Raw genomic sequence first — 15,601 nt, forward strand, 5'->3', positions numbered from 1 at the left:
CCTGTGCCCCCCCCGTACACCCCCTGTGCACCCCCTTGGTGCCTTTTGCCGCAAATCCCGCGCTTTGCCCCGGACCTGAGGACAAACCCATGTCAGACAATTTTGCCCAATCGACGCTCAACATCCACAAGGAGGAGAGCACCGGCGACAAGAAGCTGCCCACCCACGCCAAGGCGGTGATCATTGGCGGCGGTGTGGTTGGCTGCTCGATCCTGTTCCACCTGGCCAAGTTCGGCTGGAAGGACGTGGTGCTGCTGGAGCGTGACGAGCTGACCTCCGGCTCCTCCTGGCACGCGGCGGGGCAGATCCACACGATTTCGTCCGATCCCAATATCTCGCGCCTGCAGTCCTACACCATCGACCTTTATAAGGAGATCGAGGAGACCTCGGGCCACTCGGTCGGCCTGCACATCACCGGCGGGTTTTATCTGGCGTCGAACAAGACCTGGTACGACTACCTGAAGCGGGAACGCTCCAAGGCGCGCTACATGGGGCTGAACCAGGAGTTCATCAGCCCCAAGGAAGTGGCAGAGCGCCATCCGCTGATCGACCCGAAACACTACCACGCGGCGCTGTGGGATGATCAGGACGGCGATTTGGACCCGTCGGGTGCGACCTATGCATTCGCCAAATCTGCCAAGGTGCATGGCGCGCAGTATTTCACCCACACGCCGGTGACCGCGACCACCCAGCGCCCGGACGGCAGCTGGGACGTGGTGACCCCACGCGGGGTGATCAACGCGGAGCACATTGTGAACTGCGGCGGTCTGTGGGCGCGTGAGGTCGGCCATATGCAGGGCATCAACCTGCCGGTGCAGCCGATGGAGCATCATTACCTGATCACCGACAAGATCGACGCGGTGGCGAACCACCCGACCCGCCTGCCGGCCGGTATCGACTACGAGGCCAACATCTATTTCCGGCAGGAGCGCCAGGGGATGCTGCTGGGCACCTATGAGCCCAAGGGCACCCCGTGGAAGGTGGGCGGCACCCCGTGGGACTTCGGCCACGAGCTGCTGCAGCCCGATCTGGACCGGATTGCCGACCGTCTGGAGATGTCGTTTGAGCGCATCCCGGCAATCGGCGAGGCGGGCATCAAGGACATGATCAACGGGCCGTTCACCTTCGGCCCCGACGGCAACCCGATGATCGGCCCGGTGCCGGGCATGAAGAACTACTGGTGCGCGGTGGGCGTGATGGCGGGCTTCTGCCAGGGCGGCGGTGTGGGCCTGACCATGGCGGAGTGGATGATCGACGGCGAGCCGTCCATCGACGTCTGGGCGATGGATGTTGCGCGGTTCGGCGAGTTTGCGACCCCCGACTGGGGCACCGTGAAGTCGACCGAGAACTATGAACGCCGCTTCGTGATGACCTTCCCGAACGAGACGCTGCCGAAGGGGCGGATGCAGAAGACCACTGCGCTGTATGACCGCCTGGTCGCCAAGGGCGCGCGCATGGGCCAGGGTTTTGGCCTGGAAAACGCGTTGTGGTTCGCAGATGGTCCCGAGGATGCGCATGAGGAGCCGACGTTCGAGCGCAACCGCTCGCATGATTACGTGGCGCGCGAGGTCAAGGCGGTGCGTGAGGCGGTGGGCGGCATCGAGGTTGCCAACTTTGCCAAGCATGAGTTCAAGGGTGCAGGCGCGCGGGCCTATCTGGACCGTGTGCTGGCGGGGTACGTGCCGAAACCGGGCCGCCTGACGCTGACCCCGATGCTGACGCCGAAGGGCAAGCTGTACGGCGATCTGACCGTAGCCTGCCTGGGCGAAGAGCATTTCATGCTGTTCGGCTCCGGTGCGATGCAGGAGGCGCACCGCCGCTGGTTCGAGAAGGATCTGCCGGAGGATGTGACCTATCAGAACGTCTCCGACGACTGGCACGGCATTGCGCTGTCGGGTCCGAAATCGCGGGAGCTGCTGCAGCGGATCACCCGTGAGGATGTCTCGGGCGAGGCCATGAAGTTCCGCGACCTGCGCCAGACCTTTGTGGGCGGCGTGCCGGTGATCCTGAACCGGATCAGCTTCTCGGGCGAGCTGGGCTATGAGATCTACTGCAAGCCGCAGTATCTGCTGCGCCTGGCGGAAGCGATCGAGGAGGCGGGTGCTGATCTGGGCTACCGCTGGTACGGGGCACGGGCGCTGATGTCGATGCGGCTGGAAAAGGGCTGGGGCGTCTGGACCCTTGACTTCCGCCCCGATTTCGACGCGGCGGAAAGCGGCATGGATGTCTTCATCAACTGGAAGAAGGATTTCGTTGGCAAGGAGGCCGCGGTGGCGGCCCGCGAAGCCGGCCCGAGCCGCAAGCTGGTCACCATGACCATCGACGTGGACGGCATTGATGTGTCGAACGACGAGGCGATCCTGAAGGATGGCGAGGCTGTGGGCTACATCTCCTCCGGCGGCTATGCGCATCACGCAAAGACCTCGATGGCGATGGGCTATGTCTCGGCAGAGCACGCGGAGGCCGGCACCAGGCTGCAGGTCGAGATCCTGGGCGAGATGTATGACGCCGAGGTTCTGGGCGCGCCGGTCTACGACGCCAACGGCGCCAACATGCGCGCCTGATCCACGCAAGGGGAGCAGACACCATGACCAGACCCATGCGGACGCTCCCCGAAGCGGCCCGGGCCGTGCCGGCCTGCCGCTGCATCTTCCTGCTGCTGCCCACCTTTTCGCCGCTGGACCTGTCCAGCGCGGTGGCGGCGCTGGAGGCGGCGAACAAACACGACGGGACCGCGCGCTATGACTGGCGCGTGGTCAGCGAGGACGGGCTGCCGGCGACGGCTCCCAACGGTTTGAGGGTCGCGGTTGACGGCGGCCTGCCGGAGCTGGCACGCGGCAGCATGATCTTTGTCTGCGGCGGCCAGGGGGTGGAGCCGGGGATTTCGCTGAAGGTGCTGGGCTGGCTCAGGAAGGCGCAGCGGATGGGATTGCCGATGGCAGCGCTTGGCGGCGGTATCATGGCGCTGGCGCGGGCGGGGCTTTTGTCCGGGCGCCAGGCGTCTGCCCATTGGGCGCAGCGGGCCACGCTGGCGGAGATGCATCCGGATGTGGAGGTGAAAAGCTCGCTGTTCACCATCGACGGGAGCCTGATCACCTGCGCCGGCGGCACCGCGACGGTCGACATGATGCTGAACCTGATCTCGGATCATCACGGCTCGGATGTGGCGACGGCGGCGGCGGATCTGATGGTCTGCTCTGCCGCGCGCAAGGGCAGCCAGGATCAGACGGTGTCCGAGTTCGGGCGCGCCGGTGTGCGGCATGAGAAGCTGGCTGCAGCTCTCAGCCTGATGCGCAGCAACTTGGAGGAGCCGCTGACCCCCGGCGGCATTGCCGGTCTGGTCGGCCTGTCGGTGCGCCAGCTGGAGCGGTTGTTTTCCAAGTACCTGCAGACAACGCCCAAGGTCTATTACACTAGGCTGCGGCTGGATTATGCGCGCAGCCTGCTGCTGCAGACCAACATGCGGATCATCGACGTGGCGCTGGCCTCCGGCTTTAACAGCCAGACTCATTTCGCCAAGGTCTACCGCCGGTATTTCGGCAAGTCGCCGCATCAGGAACGGCCGTTCTGACGGCTGTTCGCGGGGGCGTTTCAGCCGCGCGGGAAGCGCAGCTTCTGAACTTCATGCAAAATGATGGAGCGGATGGTGAAACGCGTCCGCACCAGCGCAATCTGTGCTGCCGTGCATTCTGTCATTTCGGAAAGGGTGGTAGCGGAGGAGGGACTTGAACCCCCGACACGCGGATTATGATAGCGAGGACGTACAATAAAAACAGTAGTTTAAGGTTATTTGTGTAATTTGGTGTGTATCAAATCTCGGATGGTGGCGCTGTACTGGCTCACTGGATGCGCCGCAATCGTTGCCAACTGGCGCAGTTACTCACTGAATGCTTCGACAGCGCTGCTGAAAGTTCCTTCGGAAATGGCCCGGGCTACAAGGTCAGGAAATTTTTGATTGTTGCAGGACTGAGCTGGCGTTGACCTCCTTGTAGGGCTATCCGTTCGATGGCTACAAGATCCTCAAAGGGCTCGGGCATGAATGAAGTTACAATTGAGTTTCCGGCATCGCAGGTTCGCACTGGAAGAAGCGGGTTTCTAGCGCTGGGGAAACTACACGGCCTGATGAGCGAGCATAGAGACTCTGACTTGCGGATTGATTGCAGTTCACTGAGTTGGTTCGATGCGGACTTGGGAAGCGCTCTGATGACGCTGGTCAACCTGAGTCGCCAGCAAGGGAACCAAGTCTCTATGCTGGACCTGCGCCCTAAGGTGAAGCTAATTCTCCAAAAGAATAGGACACTTGCTCAGTCGGCGAACGATACCTACGGTACAACAATCCCTGTGACCGCGTTCGAACTATCGGATGAAGTAGAGTTTGCGGCTTACACTCGCGATCAACTCGCTCGCAAGACCATGCCGAAAATGTCGAAAGCTCTCAGGGAGCGCTTTTTAGAAGCGATTGATGAGCTTTTCGCGAATTGTTCACTTCATTCAAAGTCAAAGGTGAAGGTGTATGCGGCGGGTCAGTTGTTTCCGAATGAGCGGCGGTTGCTATTTACGATCTCCGACGGAGGCGTTGGCATCCCTGTGTCACTGGCGTCTTCAGGAATAGAATTTGAGCAGGACGCCGATGCGATCAACTGGGCTATGGAAACCGGCAACACGTCCAGACACGGAGATATTCCGGGTGGGTTGGGATTAGGCTTACTTAAAGATTTTATTGGTAAGAATGGGGGGCGTTTGATCTTCGTATCTCGCGGGGGGTACTGGGAACTTGAAGGAAAAAACGTTCGAAAGGCGCGCCTTGGCACCGCTTTCCCAGGAACCGTAGCAGTGCTAGAGATTGATACGGCTGACACTAAGTCCTACTCTCTTGCTGCCCCGATTAACCCGACCGACATATGGTGAACCATGCGTGACGTGAATATTTCAATTGCAAGAATCGTCGGCGGAGGAATTTGCGTCGCGGCTGACGATGGGCAGAAAGTTTACAGTGAAGTCCAAAACGTGGTTCAGAGAGGGGATAGGGCGGTGTTGTCGTTTTCGGGAGTGACCCGAATGACAACGGCGTTTTTAAACGCCGCCGTCGGACAGCTCTACGGAGAGTTCCCGGAGGCAACGATCAGAAGACATCTTGCCCCACCTGTTGATTTCGAGGATTGGCACCTTCGGCGGCTCAAGCTGGTGGTCGACCGGGCGAAACAGTATTTCGCTAATGAAGCGGAAGTGTCACGCGCAATCCGAGATAGTCTTGGTGAGGGACATGACGACGATATTTGACGTTAACGCTGGCTGCCCCTTCGAGAACCGTAGCATCATTTTGGACACGAATGTTTGGATCTTTATTAACGGTTTTGATCCGCGTCCGGAGGTTCGCCCGTACAGTAATTTCTACTCCGAAGCGCTGAAGAAGCAGAATGAGTTTGTGGTGACAGACCAAGTTCTGAGTGAGTACTTCAACCTCGCTTGCCGCATGGAGTACAGGCTTAGCCATCCAAAAGATCAGGCAATGCGCGACTTCAAGAAGGTCAGGAAGACCGCAGATTTCCTCGACCGTATGGAATCAGTTCGGGATACGTGTCTGAATATGGTCGAAGAGAACAAATTTATCTGCACATCGGTATCGGAAGACCACTATTGCAAGCGCATTGAAGAAGCCGCGGAAGGATTGATGGATCTTACCGACATATCCATCCGTGAAAGCTGCCACAGCCTAAATGGTGTTCTCGTCACAGATGATGGGGACTACGCAGACTGCGGACTGGCTGTGGTGACCGGAAACAAATGGCTTCTAAAAAAACGCGCGTAGCCGATGCGGGTAGAGTGTGGCGAACTGATTATGGAACTTATCTTCCCTAATCAGTTTTGTTAAATCACTGAACTTATGAACTATTTTTGGCATACCGCTTTTCAGGTGGGATGGACCTGTTAGAATCTTGCACGTAAATGCAATTTTCTAATGGGTTCACGATGGCACAGGGCAAGCAGGCGAAAGTACTCACGAGCGCTCAGGTTCAGGCAATGCTGAGGCATCTGGAAACTGGTCGAAACTCGGATCGGAACAAGGTCATTTTCTTGTTGACGGTGAAGGCCGGTCTTCGAGCGAAAGAGGTTGCCGGTCTGCGCTGGTCATCAGTGCTGAACTCGCAAGGCGAGATTGCCGACCACATTGAACTAACAGATCGAACCAGCAAAGGCCGATCTGGCCGCATCATCCCAATGAACCGGGAACTTCGCAAAGTGCTCGAGGTGTGGCATTCAGTTTGTGTGGCCAAACGCCAGAGACGGGATGCGCTGCCACTGCCTGAGCGGGCAATCATCTGTACTGAGCGAAGTGACAGCACTCCCGCTCAGGTCATCGTGAACATGTTTCATCGCTGGTACCGCGTTCTTGGCTTTGTCGGCGCAAGCTCCCACAGTGGAAGGCGAACATTTATCACCAATGCCGCAAAAAAGGTGGTTCAGGCAGGCGGTTCTTTGCGTGACGTGCAGGAGCTAGCCGGTCATTCTAGCTTGACGATGACGCAGCGATACATTGAGGGTGACACGGACGCGAAACGGCGTCTCGTCCAAATGATCTAACAGGACTGGGCGTTAGGGGAAGCTGTAGAGGTTTACACACTAGGAAATCGTTTCCGATCGGAAATGGTCTGCGGTTTGACAAGAGGTAGGGGGCTGCACTGCGATGGCTAAGAAAAGCACGCTCGAGAAGCACTTTGAAGATGCTGCAAAGAACACGGAAGGCGTGAGGGCATTCGCTGAACGTATCCGGAAAAAGCTCTCGGAAAGTGCCACAGCTTGGTGGGATATCGCGGGCATTCTCGAGAAAGCAGAGCGGCAGTATGCTCTCAGTTCTGACGAGATGCAGGCTCTTTTGTCGGAAGTTGGTTTTACGAAGAGCAAGGCGAGCAAGCTGATTCAGGTTGCAAAGAGCGAACGGCTTAGAGAACACTTCGCCGAGTTCTCGATCACTACGGCCTGGACTGTGCTGTACCGGATTACCTCGCTGAGTGATGAGGAGTTTGCTCTGGTGCTCGCGGCAGTTCGTCCGGGTATCGTTCTGACAAACGCATGGATCGATGACGTAATCGGCTTAAGGAAAGATCGAAAAAATAGTGCTTTCAAACCTTTGTTCTCAGTGGAAGTTGACGTCCGTGCTCTTAAGGGACTGAAGTTTCAGGGCGACAGCTACGAGCAAGTGATGACTGCGCTGGAAACACTCAAGAAGAAGGTGCCGTTCCTTGAGGTTGTGGATAGCGGTCTCTTTGAGAAGGAGTATGACCGGATCGGGCGGGATAAACAAAAAGCGCGTGACTATGTTTTGGGAAAATTTGCTCGAAAGGCTATTGCAGACTACAAATCCGCTTCTTCCGAATGGAAGCAGTATGACAATAAGAAGCTGCGGGCCGAGTTGAAGCTCAAGCCCCCTAAGATTGGAATCTACTCAGACTTGGAAGAGGCTTTGGCCAGCGCCAAAGCCAGCCCGCCCGAGTTTTTTAAGGTGTTGAATGCTGATTGGTTCAGCGAGAGCGACTGGGACACGGAGACCACGGCGGTGTTACACAACCGTCGTGAGAAGTACTTAGCTGAAAACAGTGCCGATGAGTGACGCTCTTATAGAAGTAATAGTACCCCGTGCACGTTGCACCGCGGTTGTGGATCGCATTTCAGTGTCACGTTGTTTCTAAGAGATGAAACTGCTTTGGGTCGAGAACGTCCTAGCGCGTTTCCAACGCTATGGACGGAAGGCGACGGCAGCGGATGTGCTCGTGGGCTGACTTGGCGGTAACACATTTTTTGAAAATGCAATGAGCGTCGTTCGCCTGAAAAGAGGCGACTTACAACCTGCTTGGCAGCGAGATGTCGGCTCCATTCCAAAACGGTTCAAACTCGCTCTCAAGCACCTGCAAAATAACCATCAGTTCAACGACATCGAGGCGGCGCTCTCCAAGTTCGTATTTTCCAACGAACGAGGGAGGCTTGCTCAACAATTTAGCCAGTTCAGCTTGAGACAAGCCTCTGGATTTTCTGAGCGCAACCAAGGCTCTCAGAAAATCCCGATAAGCATCTGAGTGAACACTTCCGGCCAAGATGGTCCTGCCTTGTAACTCGACAAGACCAGCTACCCTCGTTATGGGTTTACTCCCAAAATGGGGGTGAATACTGTCAAACCACCCAGATTGAGTGGGGTAGGATGAGGGAACGAACATGGGATTGCCAACTATAGTATTTCTTGTTGTTTACATCGGCGGTGTGGTACTTGCGCGCTCCATGGCCCTAAAGCGAGGACAGAACCCGCTGCTATGGGGGGCTTGTACGGTTCTTTTTTCGCCTCTCCTCTCTCTGCCGGTACTCTTTTTCTTCCCGAGGGCAGATCCGGCATTGGCAGGGACGCCTCTATCTCAAGCAAGTCTTGGTGGGGACACCTCAAGTTCTGACGGCAAGCAGAAGAAGCTCATGGTCGGTGCCATTTGCTTGTTGCTTGTTGGGTATTCCGTGTTCGCAACATCAGAATCCGCAATAACAAGCGAGTTTGAAAAACTTCTGGCTGACAACGATTTGGGGCAGTTCAAGGTCGTCGACACGAGGATTTCGCCGGTCGTCATCTTTGGCGGTCGAAACGATGTGGACATCTTCGTCGAAGGGGCGGGCGGTGAAGTCACACGGCTTGGCGCCATCGTGATCGGAAGCCCGATTTTTGAGTACTACCTCGAGATCCCGGGGGCGGAGTTGCTCAAAATTCGGTTTTGAAGGGGCGGATGTTAATTCGCGAAATGTGAGAGCAAATATGAAAAATACAGTGCTTTTTGCCGCTGGGCTTCTAAGCCTACTGCCTGCAGCGCTTATGGCCGGTGATGACCGGCCTACAATGGGCGTTTGCCAAGGTCTTCAAGAAAACAACGTAAAAATTGAATTTTTCAACGACACAGGTCAGGCAGAAGCGATAGTTGCAGGGCTTCTTCAGAATGGGCCTCACAAGTCGAAGGTGCTCCGAATAGATAAGTTCTGGAACATTACTGGCAGCAGCGGCTGGCACGTTAACATTAAGACGCCGACTGTGTTAAACAAACTCGAGGGAGGGTCGAACTCTGTTGAACTCGTTCTCCGTATCGAACACCGTCAAGCATTTGTAAGTGCTGTTGTCTATGAAGTGGATGGCGGTAAGGAATTCGTCAAGAAGGTGATCCCTCCGATAGAGGTGCAGTGCCTTATTCGGTAATCCGAACCCGTAAGCTGGTGCACCTATGCTAGCCTGTCATTTCAAGCTCGCTGCCGCTTCTGTCGATTTCCAAGATGGGCAGCGACGCTTAGTGCGATATGGCTTCCAGCTTGACGCCGCTGATATATGTTGCCTTCCAGCAGAGCTGTAAGAGCGGCATCTACGCGGTCCAGCCTAGCCGCGACATCATCTCGCTCAAGTGGAGTAGTCATTCCAGTTAGCCCCTTTCTGTACGCTTTCTCAGCCATATTGCCTGAGGCGGCAGAACGGGCGGCAAGTGTAGCGATGGATCCAGACCGGATTATACCCTCGTCGATCTGCTGTTGTTCATCCAGAAATTCGGTGAATGTCTTCATGTCCTCTACCCCGTTCTCAGTTGGTGATGAAGAACGGCAGTGGGCCGTTGTCGTCGTCAAGTTTTTGACGTTGCTTAGCCGCGTCGCTTTCAACGAAGGATTGCATCATGAAAATCAGCTGAGCTGTCATCGGTAAGTTCAAAGACCGGCAGGTGCGCTCGAAGTCGGCCTTGAGATTGGCCGGGACGCGGAAGTTCATCGGTGTCGTGTTGCTGCTCATGGTGTAACCCCCTGTTCTTTATCGTATTTATGCGAGCGTTACGGGGCGTGGCAGCGTGGTACGTGCACGGCTTGGGAGTGAAATTTTCTTGCGGGATTTGGTTGAAAATAGCAACGGATCGCGACGAAACTTTCGGTCGCGGCTGCATAAATACTCGTATCAGCACAGCAGCGCGGCCGTGCGCAGTGCTGACCATAACTCAAGGGTCAGGTGATGCGATTTCCGTCTAACTGAGTTCCGCCACTCGAGCGGTACAGGAGAGTAAGTTAGTGGTGAGCCGTTCGGGAGGAGTGAAACACTTCCGGCACGCTCAGGGATAGCCCCAGAAAGAACGACCCACTCTCATACCGGAAGGCAAGAGGTCCGGGATACAAGTCGCTTGCAAGGGTGGGGGAAGTACCCACGCGACGGACCTGAACGCGGGCACAGTGTGATGGTTCTCTGTTCGATCAGAAGTCGTCCGCTGTTTGAAAGGCAAACGTAGCGTGAGACAGGATAGCCTCCACGCGCCAACCGAAACGGTTGAATCGTTTACTGTGCTCTGCATGACGGTCCATGACACTTCTCCCTGCGGACAGGGAAAGTGTGTCTAAAATCATGACAATGAAATTTTCTCTTAAAGGTTTTTCTACATGAGGTTCAGGCGCAAAGCGCCTGCCAGGCTACGCCTGGATCAGGTTGGTCTGGTTCAGGTTGGTTGATGAACAAGATTTTCATTCTAAAGATTTTCGTTCAGGCGAAGCCTGACCAAGCGAAGCTTGGTGAATGGAACCCCAAAGTCTCAAGGCTTGGGTGCTGGTTGTAGATGAAGAATTCTCCAGAACAATTTTCTCCAGGGTGAAATCATCTTCACTCGCCTTACGGCTCATTTCGATGATTGCTTCGCAGTCCTTCGAGGAGGAAATGGGCGAATTTTGAATGGGTTAAAACCTACATCGACCGGAGGCATTGGCCTTTCGGGTTAGATTCCGCTCTCGTTGGCATCGGAATCCGCATCTGGAAAGCCCTCCAGACGATTTCGTTCCGCGCACGCGTTTGCTCTGCTCGAAAACACGGTTTCGCTCTCCAGAAGCGGGCCAGACAGCGCCACGTGCATGCACTCAACGGACGCTTCAATCTGGCCTAGGCTGTTGATCGATTTCACGACAACGAACACTTCGGTTTTCATGGCCGTACTTGATGGCAAGCTGTTCATGGATTCTTGCTATCAGGCGGGAGGGGCCAGTCAACTGCGAGAACGACTGTCCGAAATCACAGCTTCGTTTCACCGTGAGTGCTATTCATGAGCAGTTATTCCCAGCCGCAAAGGTGCAAATTCATTCGAACTCCGGCAGCCCGGTGCAGACCTCCGTTCAGGGCGCAGTGCCGCGCCGGTCCAGAGATGAAGGGCGGAAAGCCGTCTTTAGGTGCGAACGCATGGCTTACTTGGCGACAAGAAGTCTAGCCAACTGCTCAGTATCGTTGTGCGTGACGATGTAAAAAGGGATAGCCATACTGTCGGCGACGGCCTGAGCGTGCAAACGCGAAATCAGCTGGTGCTGTAGAAGAATATCTGATGGATAAGTTGGCCGAGACCGCGATGTATCCCCTTCTCGGTTTGCAGAAATCCGTTCCGGCTCGGTTTCCAGATGCACCATGACTGAAACTCCAAGCGCCCTGAAAACCTCACTCGAAATTTTTGCCAACTCTTGCCCGTCGTCAATGACTACATGCCCGTCCATCACTACCAATTCTGAATTTGGATCACGTGTAAGCGCAAAACCCTGGACCAAGAGGCGCTGGTTGTCATCAAGGTCAGCATAGCGAATAGCGTCTCTGGCTTCTGGTGCAGCTTCGCGCGCAGCGGCAATAAGGCTGCCACCGGTGACGTGCTGGAAGTCGATTAGCTTCGCGAGCCGACGCAAAAAGGTGGTCTTTCCCACGCCGGAAATTCCAGTAAATGCGACGATCTGCTGGCTCATACCTCGAAATCCAAGTTTGCTCGCTCCACCAGACCGGCGGTCAACGCCGGGCTCAGTCTGTAGATCGACTGTTGAGGATGGCCCTTTATCACGCCCATGGTTCGCAACTCTTCAAGCGACACCGCCGGATCGATATATGAAACCAGCAAGTAGTTGATGACCTTGACTGGCCGCTCTGGTGTCGCTTTCCACTTCTCCAACTGCGCCTCACTGTACACGGAACGGCCGCCTGTCAGTTGCATGAGGTCTTTGGTCGATCCGGCCAACGTCACGCTTTCCAGAACGCCAAGAGCGGTGATGGCCTGCGACGGGGGATTCTTCGATGTGCTCTTGTAGAAGAACAAGAGTGATCCAGCGGGCCCTAGCTTCGATTGGGCGCGACAGAGGTATACCTTTCGGATCGTGTTGCCCGGCCTCGTGATCGTCTCGGCGCGGGACCCACCTCCAAAAAGGTCCGGCTGAACCGGGCGATAAAGGTCCGGGTAAAGCGTATCGTGGTATGCCTCCTGAATCGGAATGCCAAAGCCGGGTGTATCGTGGCCAAGAACGAAACGTGGATAGTGCTCACGCGCCAGCTCGAAGTCGCCTTTGTCATCTTGCGATGTCAGAGCTGCGGTGGAAAAATCTCGCTCATAGATGTATTCGCCGTTGGCGTTCTGTCCCGCATTCCGAAACCCATAGTATTCCAGCAGCTGCATCAAGGCGACTTGCTCATCATAGGTCGTCAGATATGCGAGATCGTATTTGTTGGTTTGGGCATACCAGAGGACTTGCTTCAGAAGCAGCTCGCCGAGCTTCACCCCCCGATTTTCCGGCGCGACCTTGAAAGTGCAAATCTTGAGAATCTTTTCAGCCTTTGTGATCGCATCGGTATCCATGGCGTCTTCGTCTTTGCGTACGATCAGCCCAGCCAACTGGTCGTTATCGTAAACCACCCAGCAAGATCGGTGCTGCTTTACGCACTTGTCTCGCCACCAGTCATCGAATTCCGGATAGCCCTCTCGAAGGCTGTTGAAAAACGCGTCCTTGCTGTCAATCTCATGTGCTTCCGCCTTCCCAACGTGGCGGATTGGCACTTGCTTCGGCTCGTATGTCTGGACAAGCAGTTCCGTAGCGTCGCTGACAAACAGGACACGTCGGGCAAGATCGGGTGAACGCTTCTGGGCGCGCTGATGCAGGCCTTTGTCCTGCGTGACAAGGAAGTCTGCGGCCCCCTTTTCAAGCGTGTGAAGAAGAGTCGCATCTACAACATCGTTCGGTTTCTTCAGCGGTCCGAAGTCCGCTTCGAGATCGGATCGTTTCAAGCCGCGCTGCTTCTTTAGCAGCTGATACTTCTCAATCTTGCTCAGCGAGATTTGGCGGCGCTTCGCGTCCGCATCGCGGGCGATGTCATCCTTCGCAGCCTCATGAACGTAGACATCTACCTTATGGGTCGCAGCGAGCGCGAGAAATCTCGCATAAGCCGCTTCAACTGTGTGATTGTCTTCGAGCCCGATCAGGATGTTCGTATCAATGAGATACGCTTGATGGCTCATCTTGAAGTGCCTTTCTCAGATTTTGCTTGGCATAAAGAAATGACTGTGGCGGCTCAAAGCCGAATTTCTCTCTAAGTTCGTGAAGCGGCAGCGGACGGGTGAATGATTTCACGTCACCAAAGACAAGCGCGTAGCCATAATCCAACCCCTCAAAATACTTGTCGAATAACGGCCGCTCAATAAAGGCTGTGCTTTCAAATTCAGTCCAAATTTGCTCCACCGGAAGCTTCAGGACATCTCGGATCGAAGCCGTGCCGACCATCGCCTTAACTGGGGAGCTAGAATAGATGTAAGCCAAGGCCCCTTGCGGAGCCGCAACAGGAAAACGGCGGCGCAATTCGACCGTCTTCTGACCTGCGAGGATCTTCTCGGAATAGACCGGCTTGATAGACAACACCACGTCGCGTTGTGACTTAAATGGTTCGTCCGCGAGGATTGGAAGGACGAGTTGGTCATCGTGACCTTGCTCAATGTCGAAAGGAGTGCTCTGCAACCGAGCAGCAATCGGGGCATCGACTGGAAAATGCGCGTTCAGTCGCAGCGAAGCACCAAGAGCTTCCACATAGCGTTCTACGGTGCTGAGGTAAATGTCGCCGCCGTTCTCAATCTTGGAGATCGCGGCCTGCTGGACGTTCATGCGAGCGGCAACATGCTCTTGCGTGACACCCGCCAGAATGCGCAGCCTTTTCAACTCAGCTCCGACCCGCGCTGTGCCTCTCCCGCTCTCTACCGCCTGCGCTTCAATAATTTTCCCGGTAAGCCTGCCCATGTGATGCCTCTTTGTTTTTTGTCTTTGTAGGCCGCGCGGGCATTCCACGCAAGGAATATTGCGGAGGACAATTCTCGACGGGCGGTTCTCTAGGTCGAGAATCCGTATCTATCTCGCCGGGATCGAAGTGATTGAAAAGATTTGATGAATCAAAGAGAGGAAAGGTGGAGGCCTTGCAGTCTGCGATTGCGGCGAATGTCCTCAATGAGGGCCGTAAGCTCAGCGTTGCAGGCACGAGCCGTAGTTCTGCAAATGGTGATTTCTGTAGCACTGCCGACCTTCAGCCCTGACGGCAATACCGCTACACATATATAACAGCCTCAGCCTTCGTCGCCCAATGTCTGTAGGTTTTCGACCTGCTCAGCGCTCAGTTCCATGTTCTTCAAATAGAACCGTTCCAGCTGCTCGACGCTCGTGCCAGCGTTCTTCGCCAGCCAGTAGATATTGACCTTGCCCTTCGAGTTCCGAAGCCGTGACTGCAAGGCAAAGTGCCGGAGTGAATACGGTGATCGCGCATTGCCATTCGAGTCATATTTTAGCCCAGCCTGATCAAGGACGTGGTTGAAGATCCGGCGTGCTGTGCTGACTGCCGTCGCCCTGTTCTTGTACTCCGACATGAACACGTACTCATCGGGATTGGGCTTTATGGCGGCGGTGTACGTACTCTTGTAGAGCAGTTCGGCAAACTTCAGTGTCGCAGCCTTGCGATAACCGGTTTTGCCGCCGTGCACGTCAATCACCAAGTGCGAGGGGTTGCCCCGAATTTCGACGTCGCCGTGCCGCAGCCCGAACAGTTCCTTCTCGGTCGGGCGCAAAAAGCTGTGCACGATGAACGCGAACAGATGGACATGCTTGTGGGTCATCTTGACGCCGCGCACGATGTCACCGCGTTGAGCGCATTCCCGCGCCACTGTCATGAGCTTCTTGTATTCCTTCTCCGAGAAGGTCACGCGTGGCTTGTCTACCGTCTTGAGCTTGGGCGCTTCGGGAATTTTGTCGATCAGACCGTCCTCGAACGCCAGTCGAAGAACCTGCCTTACCATCATGCACTGCTTCGCCTTGGTCGAGTTCGCGAGCGGGGCAGAGCGTCGGGAATCGAGATGAACGAGATAGTCCCGCATCTCGCCTGAAGTGATTTTGGCGACGTCGTATTTACCGAAATATGAGATCAGGCCGTCGCCTTCACGAAACAGAATCTTGTGGCCGTCGGAATAGCTTCGCTCATTCCCGCCCTTGGTCTTGTTGAACGCGTCAAGCTTGCGGGCATACGACTCGAAGCTTCGGTCCTTCACGGCTGCCAGGGATGGATCGACGTTCTTCTTGTACGCATCCGCAAACTCGATAGCGGCTTCCGTTGCCTCTATCCGGCTGATTTCTTTGGTTGATTTCCGGACGTATTTCTTCGCAACCGGATCCCAGAGCCGCACGAACCAGAACGGGCTGCGGCCTGTCTGATAGATCGCCAGTCCGGTTCTGATCTGCTTCAGCTTAGAGATTTTGTTCTTTGAATTTCCAGACACTCGTCACGTCCTGCTCGGTG

The 15,601-nt window shown here is 55.6% G+C and carries 18 protein-coding genes; 9 read left to right on the plus strand and 9 right to left on the minus strand.

Features of this window, described 5'->3' with window-relative positions; translation table 11 throughout:
- Nucleotides 1-89 precede the first annotated feature (89 nt).
- The 7 genes from AB1A62_RS15935 to AB1A62_RS15965 all read left to right on the plus strand — a co-directional run bounded on the left by AB1A62_RS15935 (nucleotide 90) and on the right by AB1A62_RS15965 (nucleotide 7,609).
- The gene (locus AB1A62_RS15935; RefSeq protein ID WP_366662448.1) at nucleotides 90-2,564 is read left to right on the plus strand and encodes an FAD-dependent oxidoreductase; all 2,475 of its coding nucleotides are present in this window, start codon (nucleotides 90-92) and stop codon (nucleotides 2,562-2,564) included.
- A gap of 23 nt (nucleotides 2,565-2,587) precedes the next feature.
- Complete coding sequence (locus tag AB1A62_RS15940; protein WP_366662449.1) at nucleotides 2,588-3,571, plus strand: GlxA family transcriptional regulator; 984 nt, start codon at nucleotides 2,588-2,590, stop codon at nucleotides 3,569-3,571.
- Between the two features lie 632 nt (nucleotides 3,572-4,203).
- The gene (locus AB1A62_RS15945) at nucleotides 4,204-4,908 is read left to right on the plus strand and encodes a hypothetical protein (protein ID WP_366662450.1); all 705 of its coding nucleotides are present in this window, start codon (nucleotides 4,204-4,206) and stop codon (nucleotides 4,906-4,908) included.
- Between the two features lie 3 nt (nucleotides 4,909-4,911).
- Nucleotides 4,912-5,280 carry an STAS-like domain-containing protein gene (locus AB1A62_RS15950; RefSeq protein ID WP_366662451.1) on the plus strand — a complete coding sequence of 123 codons (369 nt, stop codon included), beginning with the start codon at nucleotides 4,912-4,914 and terminating at the stop codon, nucleotides 5,278-5,280.
- Nucleotides 5,264-5,809: a type II toxin-antitoxin system VapC family toxin gene (locus AB1A62_RS15955; RefSeq protein ID WP_366662452.1), complete on the plus strand. Its 546-nt coding sequence runs from the start codon at nucleotides 5,264-5,266 to the stop codon at nucleotides 5,807-5,809. The genes AB1A62_RS15950 and AB1A62_RS15955 overlap by 17 nt, the downstream gene beginning before the upstream one ends.
- A 161-nt stretch (nucleotides 5,810-5,970) precedes the next feature.
- Nucleotides 5,971-6,582: a tyrosine-type recombinase/integrase gene (locus AB1A62_RS15960; protein ID WP_366662453.1), complete on the plus strand. Its 612-nt coding sequence runs from the start codon at nucleotides 5,971-5,973 to the stop codon at nucleotides 6,580-6,582.
- Nucleotides 6,583-6,685: 103 nt separating this feature from the next.
- A complete protein-coding gene (locus AB1A62_RS15965) occupies nucleotides 6,686-7,609 on the plus strand; it encodes a hypothetical protein (protein ID WP_366662454.1) in 924 nt (307 codons plus the stop codon).
- 229 nt (nucleotides 7,610-7,838) lie between these two features.
- Here AB1A62_RS15965 and AB1A62_RS15970 read toward each other — a convergent pair whose 3' ends face one another.
- Complete coding sequence (locus AB1A62_RS15970; RefSeq protein WP_366662455.1) at nucleotides 7,839-8,210, minus strand: helix-turn-helix transcriptional regulator; 372 nt, start codon at nucleotides 8,208-8,210, stop codon at nucleotides 7,839-7,841.
- On the opposite strand from AB1A62_RS15970, the gene AB1A62_RS15975 reads away from it, so the two are divergent.
- Nucleotides 8,209-8,751 carry a hypothetical protein gene (locus tag AB1A62_RS15975; protein ID WP_366662456.1) on the plus strand — a complete coding sequence of 181 codons (543 nt, stop codon included), beginning with the start codon at nucleotides 8,209-8,211 and terminating at the stop codon, nucleotides 8,749-8,751. The genes AB1A62_RS15970 and AB1A62_RS15975 overlap by 2 nt on opposite strands.
- Nucleotides 8,752-8,788: 37 nt before the next feature.
- On the plus strand, nucleotides 8,789-9,220 hold the full coding sequence (locus AB1A62_RS15980) for a hypothetical protein (protein ID WP_366662457.1): 432 nt from the start codon (nucleotides 8,789-8,791) through the stop codon (nucleotides 9,218-9,220).
- Nucleotides 9,221-9,261: 41 nt separating this feature from the next.
- Here AB1A62_RS15980 and AB1A62_RS15985 read toward each other — a convergent pair whose 3' ends face one another.
- The 8 genes from AB1A62_RS15985 to AB1A62_RS16020 form a co-directional block, all read right to left on the minus strand.
- The gene (locus tag AB1A62_RS15985) at nucleotides 9,262-9,576 is read right to left on the minus strand and encodes a hypothetical protein (RefSeq protein WP_366662458.1); all 315 of its coding nucleotides are present in this window, start codon (nucleotides 9,574-9,576) and stop codon (nucleotides 9,262-9,264) included.
- Nucleotides 9,577-9,592: 16 nt separating this feature from the next.
- Nucleotides 9,593-9,796, minus strand: coding sequence for a hypothetical protein (locus AB1A62_RS15990; protein ID WP_366662459.1), 204 nt, complete (start codon nucleotides 9,794-9,796; stop codon nucleotides 9,593-9,595).
- Between the two features lie 713 nt (nucleotides 9,797-10,509).
- The gene (locus AB1A62_RS15995; protein ID WP_366662460.1) at nucleotides 10,510-10,665 is read right to left on the minus strand and encodes a hypothetical protein; all 156 of its coding nucleotides are present in this window, start codon (nucleotides 10,663-10,665) and stop codon (nucleotides 10,510-10,512) included.
- 92 nt (nucleotides 10,666-10,757) lie between these two features.
- Entirely contained in the window at nucleotides 10,758-10,964 is a 207-nt protein-coding gene (locus AB1A62_RS16000; protein WP_366662461.1) for a hypothetical protein, read from the minus strand.
- 253 nt (nucleotides 10,965-11,217) lie between these two features.
- Entirely contained in the window at nucleotides 11,218-11,757 is a 540-nt protein-coding gene (locus tag AB1A62_RS16005) for an ATP-binding protein (RefSeq protein ID WP_366662462.1), read from the minus strand.
- Nucleotides 11,754-13,292, minus strand: a complete 1,539-nt coding sequence (locus AB1A62_RS16010; RefSeq protein ID WP_366662463.1) for a GNAT family N-acetyltransferase — start codon at nucleotides 13,290-13,292, stop codon at nucleotides 11,754-11,756. Before AB1A62_RS16010 ends, AB1A62_RS16005 begins: the two co-directional genes overlap by 4 nt.
- Nucleotides 13,267-14,061 (minus strand): helix-turn-helix domain-containing protein, encoded by a 795-nt coding sequence (locus tag AB1A62_RS16015; RefSeq protein ID WP_366662464.1) that lies wholly within the window; start codon nucleotides 14,059-14,061, stop codon nucleotides 13,267-13,269. The genes AB1A62_RS16010 and AB1A62_RS16015 overlap by 26 nt, the downstream gene beginning before the upstream one ends.
- A gap of 320 nt (nucleotides 14,062-14,381) precedes the next feature.
- The gene (locus tag AB1A62_RS16020) at nucleotides 14,382-15,581 is read right to left on the minus strand and encodes an integrase (RefSeq protein WP_366662465.1); all 1,200 of its coding nucleotides are present in this window, start codon (nucleotides 15,579-15,581) and stop codon (nucleotides 14,382-14,384) included.
- Nucleotides 15,582-15,601: the final 20 nt, after the last annotated feature.

The sequence above is a fragment of the Leisingera sp. JC11 genome, from assembly GCF_040704725.1.
Classification (GTDB): Bacteria; Pseudomonadota; Alphaproteobacteria; order Rhodobacterales; family Rhodobacteraceae; genus Leisingera.

What these genes read in the sequence shown, in the direction of transcription:
- AB1A62_RS15935 (WP_366662448.1), top strand. Translation starts at nt 90, where the DNA reads ATGTCAGACAATTTTGCCCAATCGACGCTCAACATCCACAAGGAGGAG.
- AB1A62_RS15940 (WP_366662449.1), top strand. Translation starts at nt 2,588, where the DNA reads ATGACCAGACCCATGCGGACGCTCCCCGAAGCGGCCCGGGCCGTGCCG.
- AB1A62_RS15945 (WP_366662450.1), top strand. Translation starts at nt 4,204, where the DNA reads ATGACGCTGGTCAACCTGAGTCGCCAGCAAGGGAACCAAGTCTCTATG.
- AB1A62_RS15950 (WP_366662451.1), top strand. Translation starts at nt 4,912, where the DNA reads ATGCGTGACGTGAATATTTCAATTGCAAGAATCGTCGGCGGAGGAATT.
- AB1A62_RS15955 (WP_366662452.1), top strand. Translation starts at nt 5,264, where the DNA reads ATGACGACGATATTTGACGTTAACGCTGGCTGCCCCTTCGAGAACCGT.
- AB1A62_RS15960 (WP_366662453.1), top strand. Translation starts at nt 5,971, where the DNA reads ATGGCACAGGGCAAGCAGGCGAAAGTACTCACGAGCGCTCAGGTTCAG.
- AB1A62_RS15965 (WP_366662454.1), top strand. Translation starts at nt 6,686, where the DNA reads ATGGCTAAGAAAAGCACGCTCGAGAAGCACTTTGAAGATGCTGCAAAG.
- AB1A62_RS15975 (WP_366662456.1), top strand. Translation starts at nt 8,209, where the DNA reads ATGGGATTGCCAACTATAGTATTTCTTGTTGTTTACATCGGCGGTGTG.
- AB1A62_RS15970 (WP_366662455.1), bottom strand. Translation starts at nt 8,210, where the DNA reads ATGTTCGTTCCCTCATCCTACCCCACTCAATCTGGGTGGTTTGACAGT.
- AB1A62_RS15980 (WP_366662457.1), top strand. Translation starts at nt 8,789, where the DNA reads ATGAAAAATACAGTGCTTTTTGCCGCTGGGCTTCTAAGCCTACTGCCT.
- AB1A62_RS15985 (WP_366662458.1), bottom strand. Translation starts at nt 9,576, where the DNA reads ATGAAGACATTCACCGAATTTCTGGATGAACAACAGCAGATCGACGAG.
- AB1A62_RS15990 (WP_366662459.1), bottom strand. Translation starts at nt 9,796, where the DNA reads ATGAGCAGCAACACGACACCGATGAACTTCCGCGTCCCGGCCAATCTC.
- AB1A62_RS15995 (WP_366662460.1), bottom strand. Translation starts at nt 10,665, where the DNA reads ATGAGCCGTAAGGCGAGTGAAGATGATTTCACCCTGGAGAAAATTGTT.
- AB1A62_RS16000 (WP_366662461.1), bottom strand. Translation starts at nt 10,964, where the DNA reads ATGAAAACCGAAGTGTTCGTTGTCGTGAAATCGATCAACAGCCTAGGC.
- AB1A62_RS16005 (WP_366662462.1), bottom strand. Translation starts at nt 11,757, where the DNA reads ATGAGCCAGCAGATCGTCGCATTTACTGGAATTTCCGGCGTGGGAAAG.
- AB1A62_RS16010 (WP_366662463.1), bottom strand. Translation starts at nt 13,292, where the DNA reads ATGAGCCATCAAGCGTATCTCATTGATACGAACATCCTGATCGGGCTC.
- AB1A62_RS16015 (WP_366662464.1), bottom strand. Translation starts at nt 14,061, where the DNA reads ATGGGCAGGCTTACCGGGAAAATTATTGAAGCGCAGGCGGTAGAGAGC.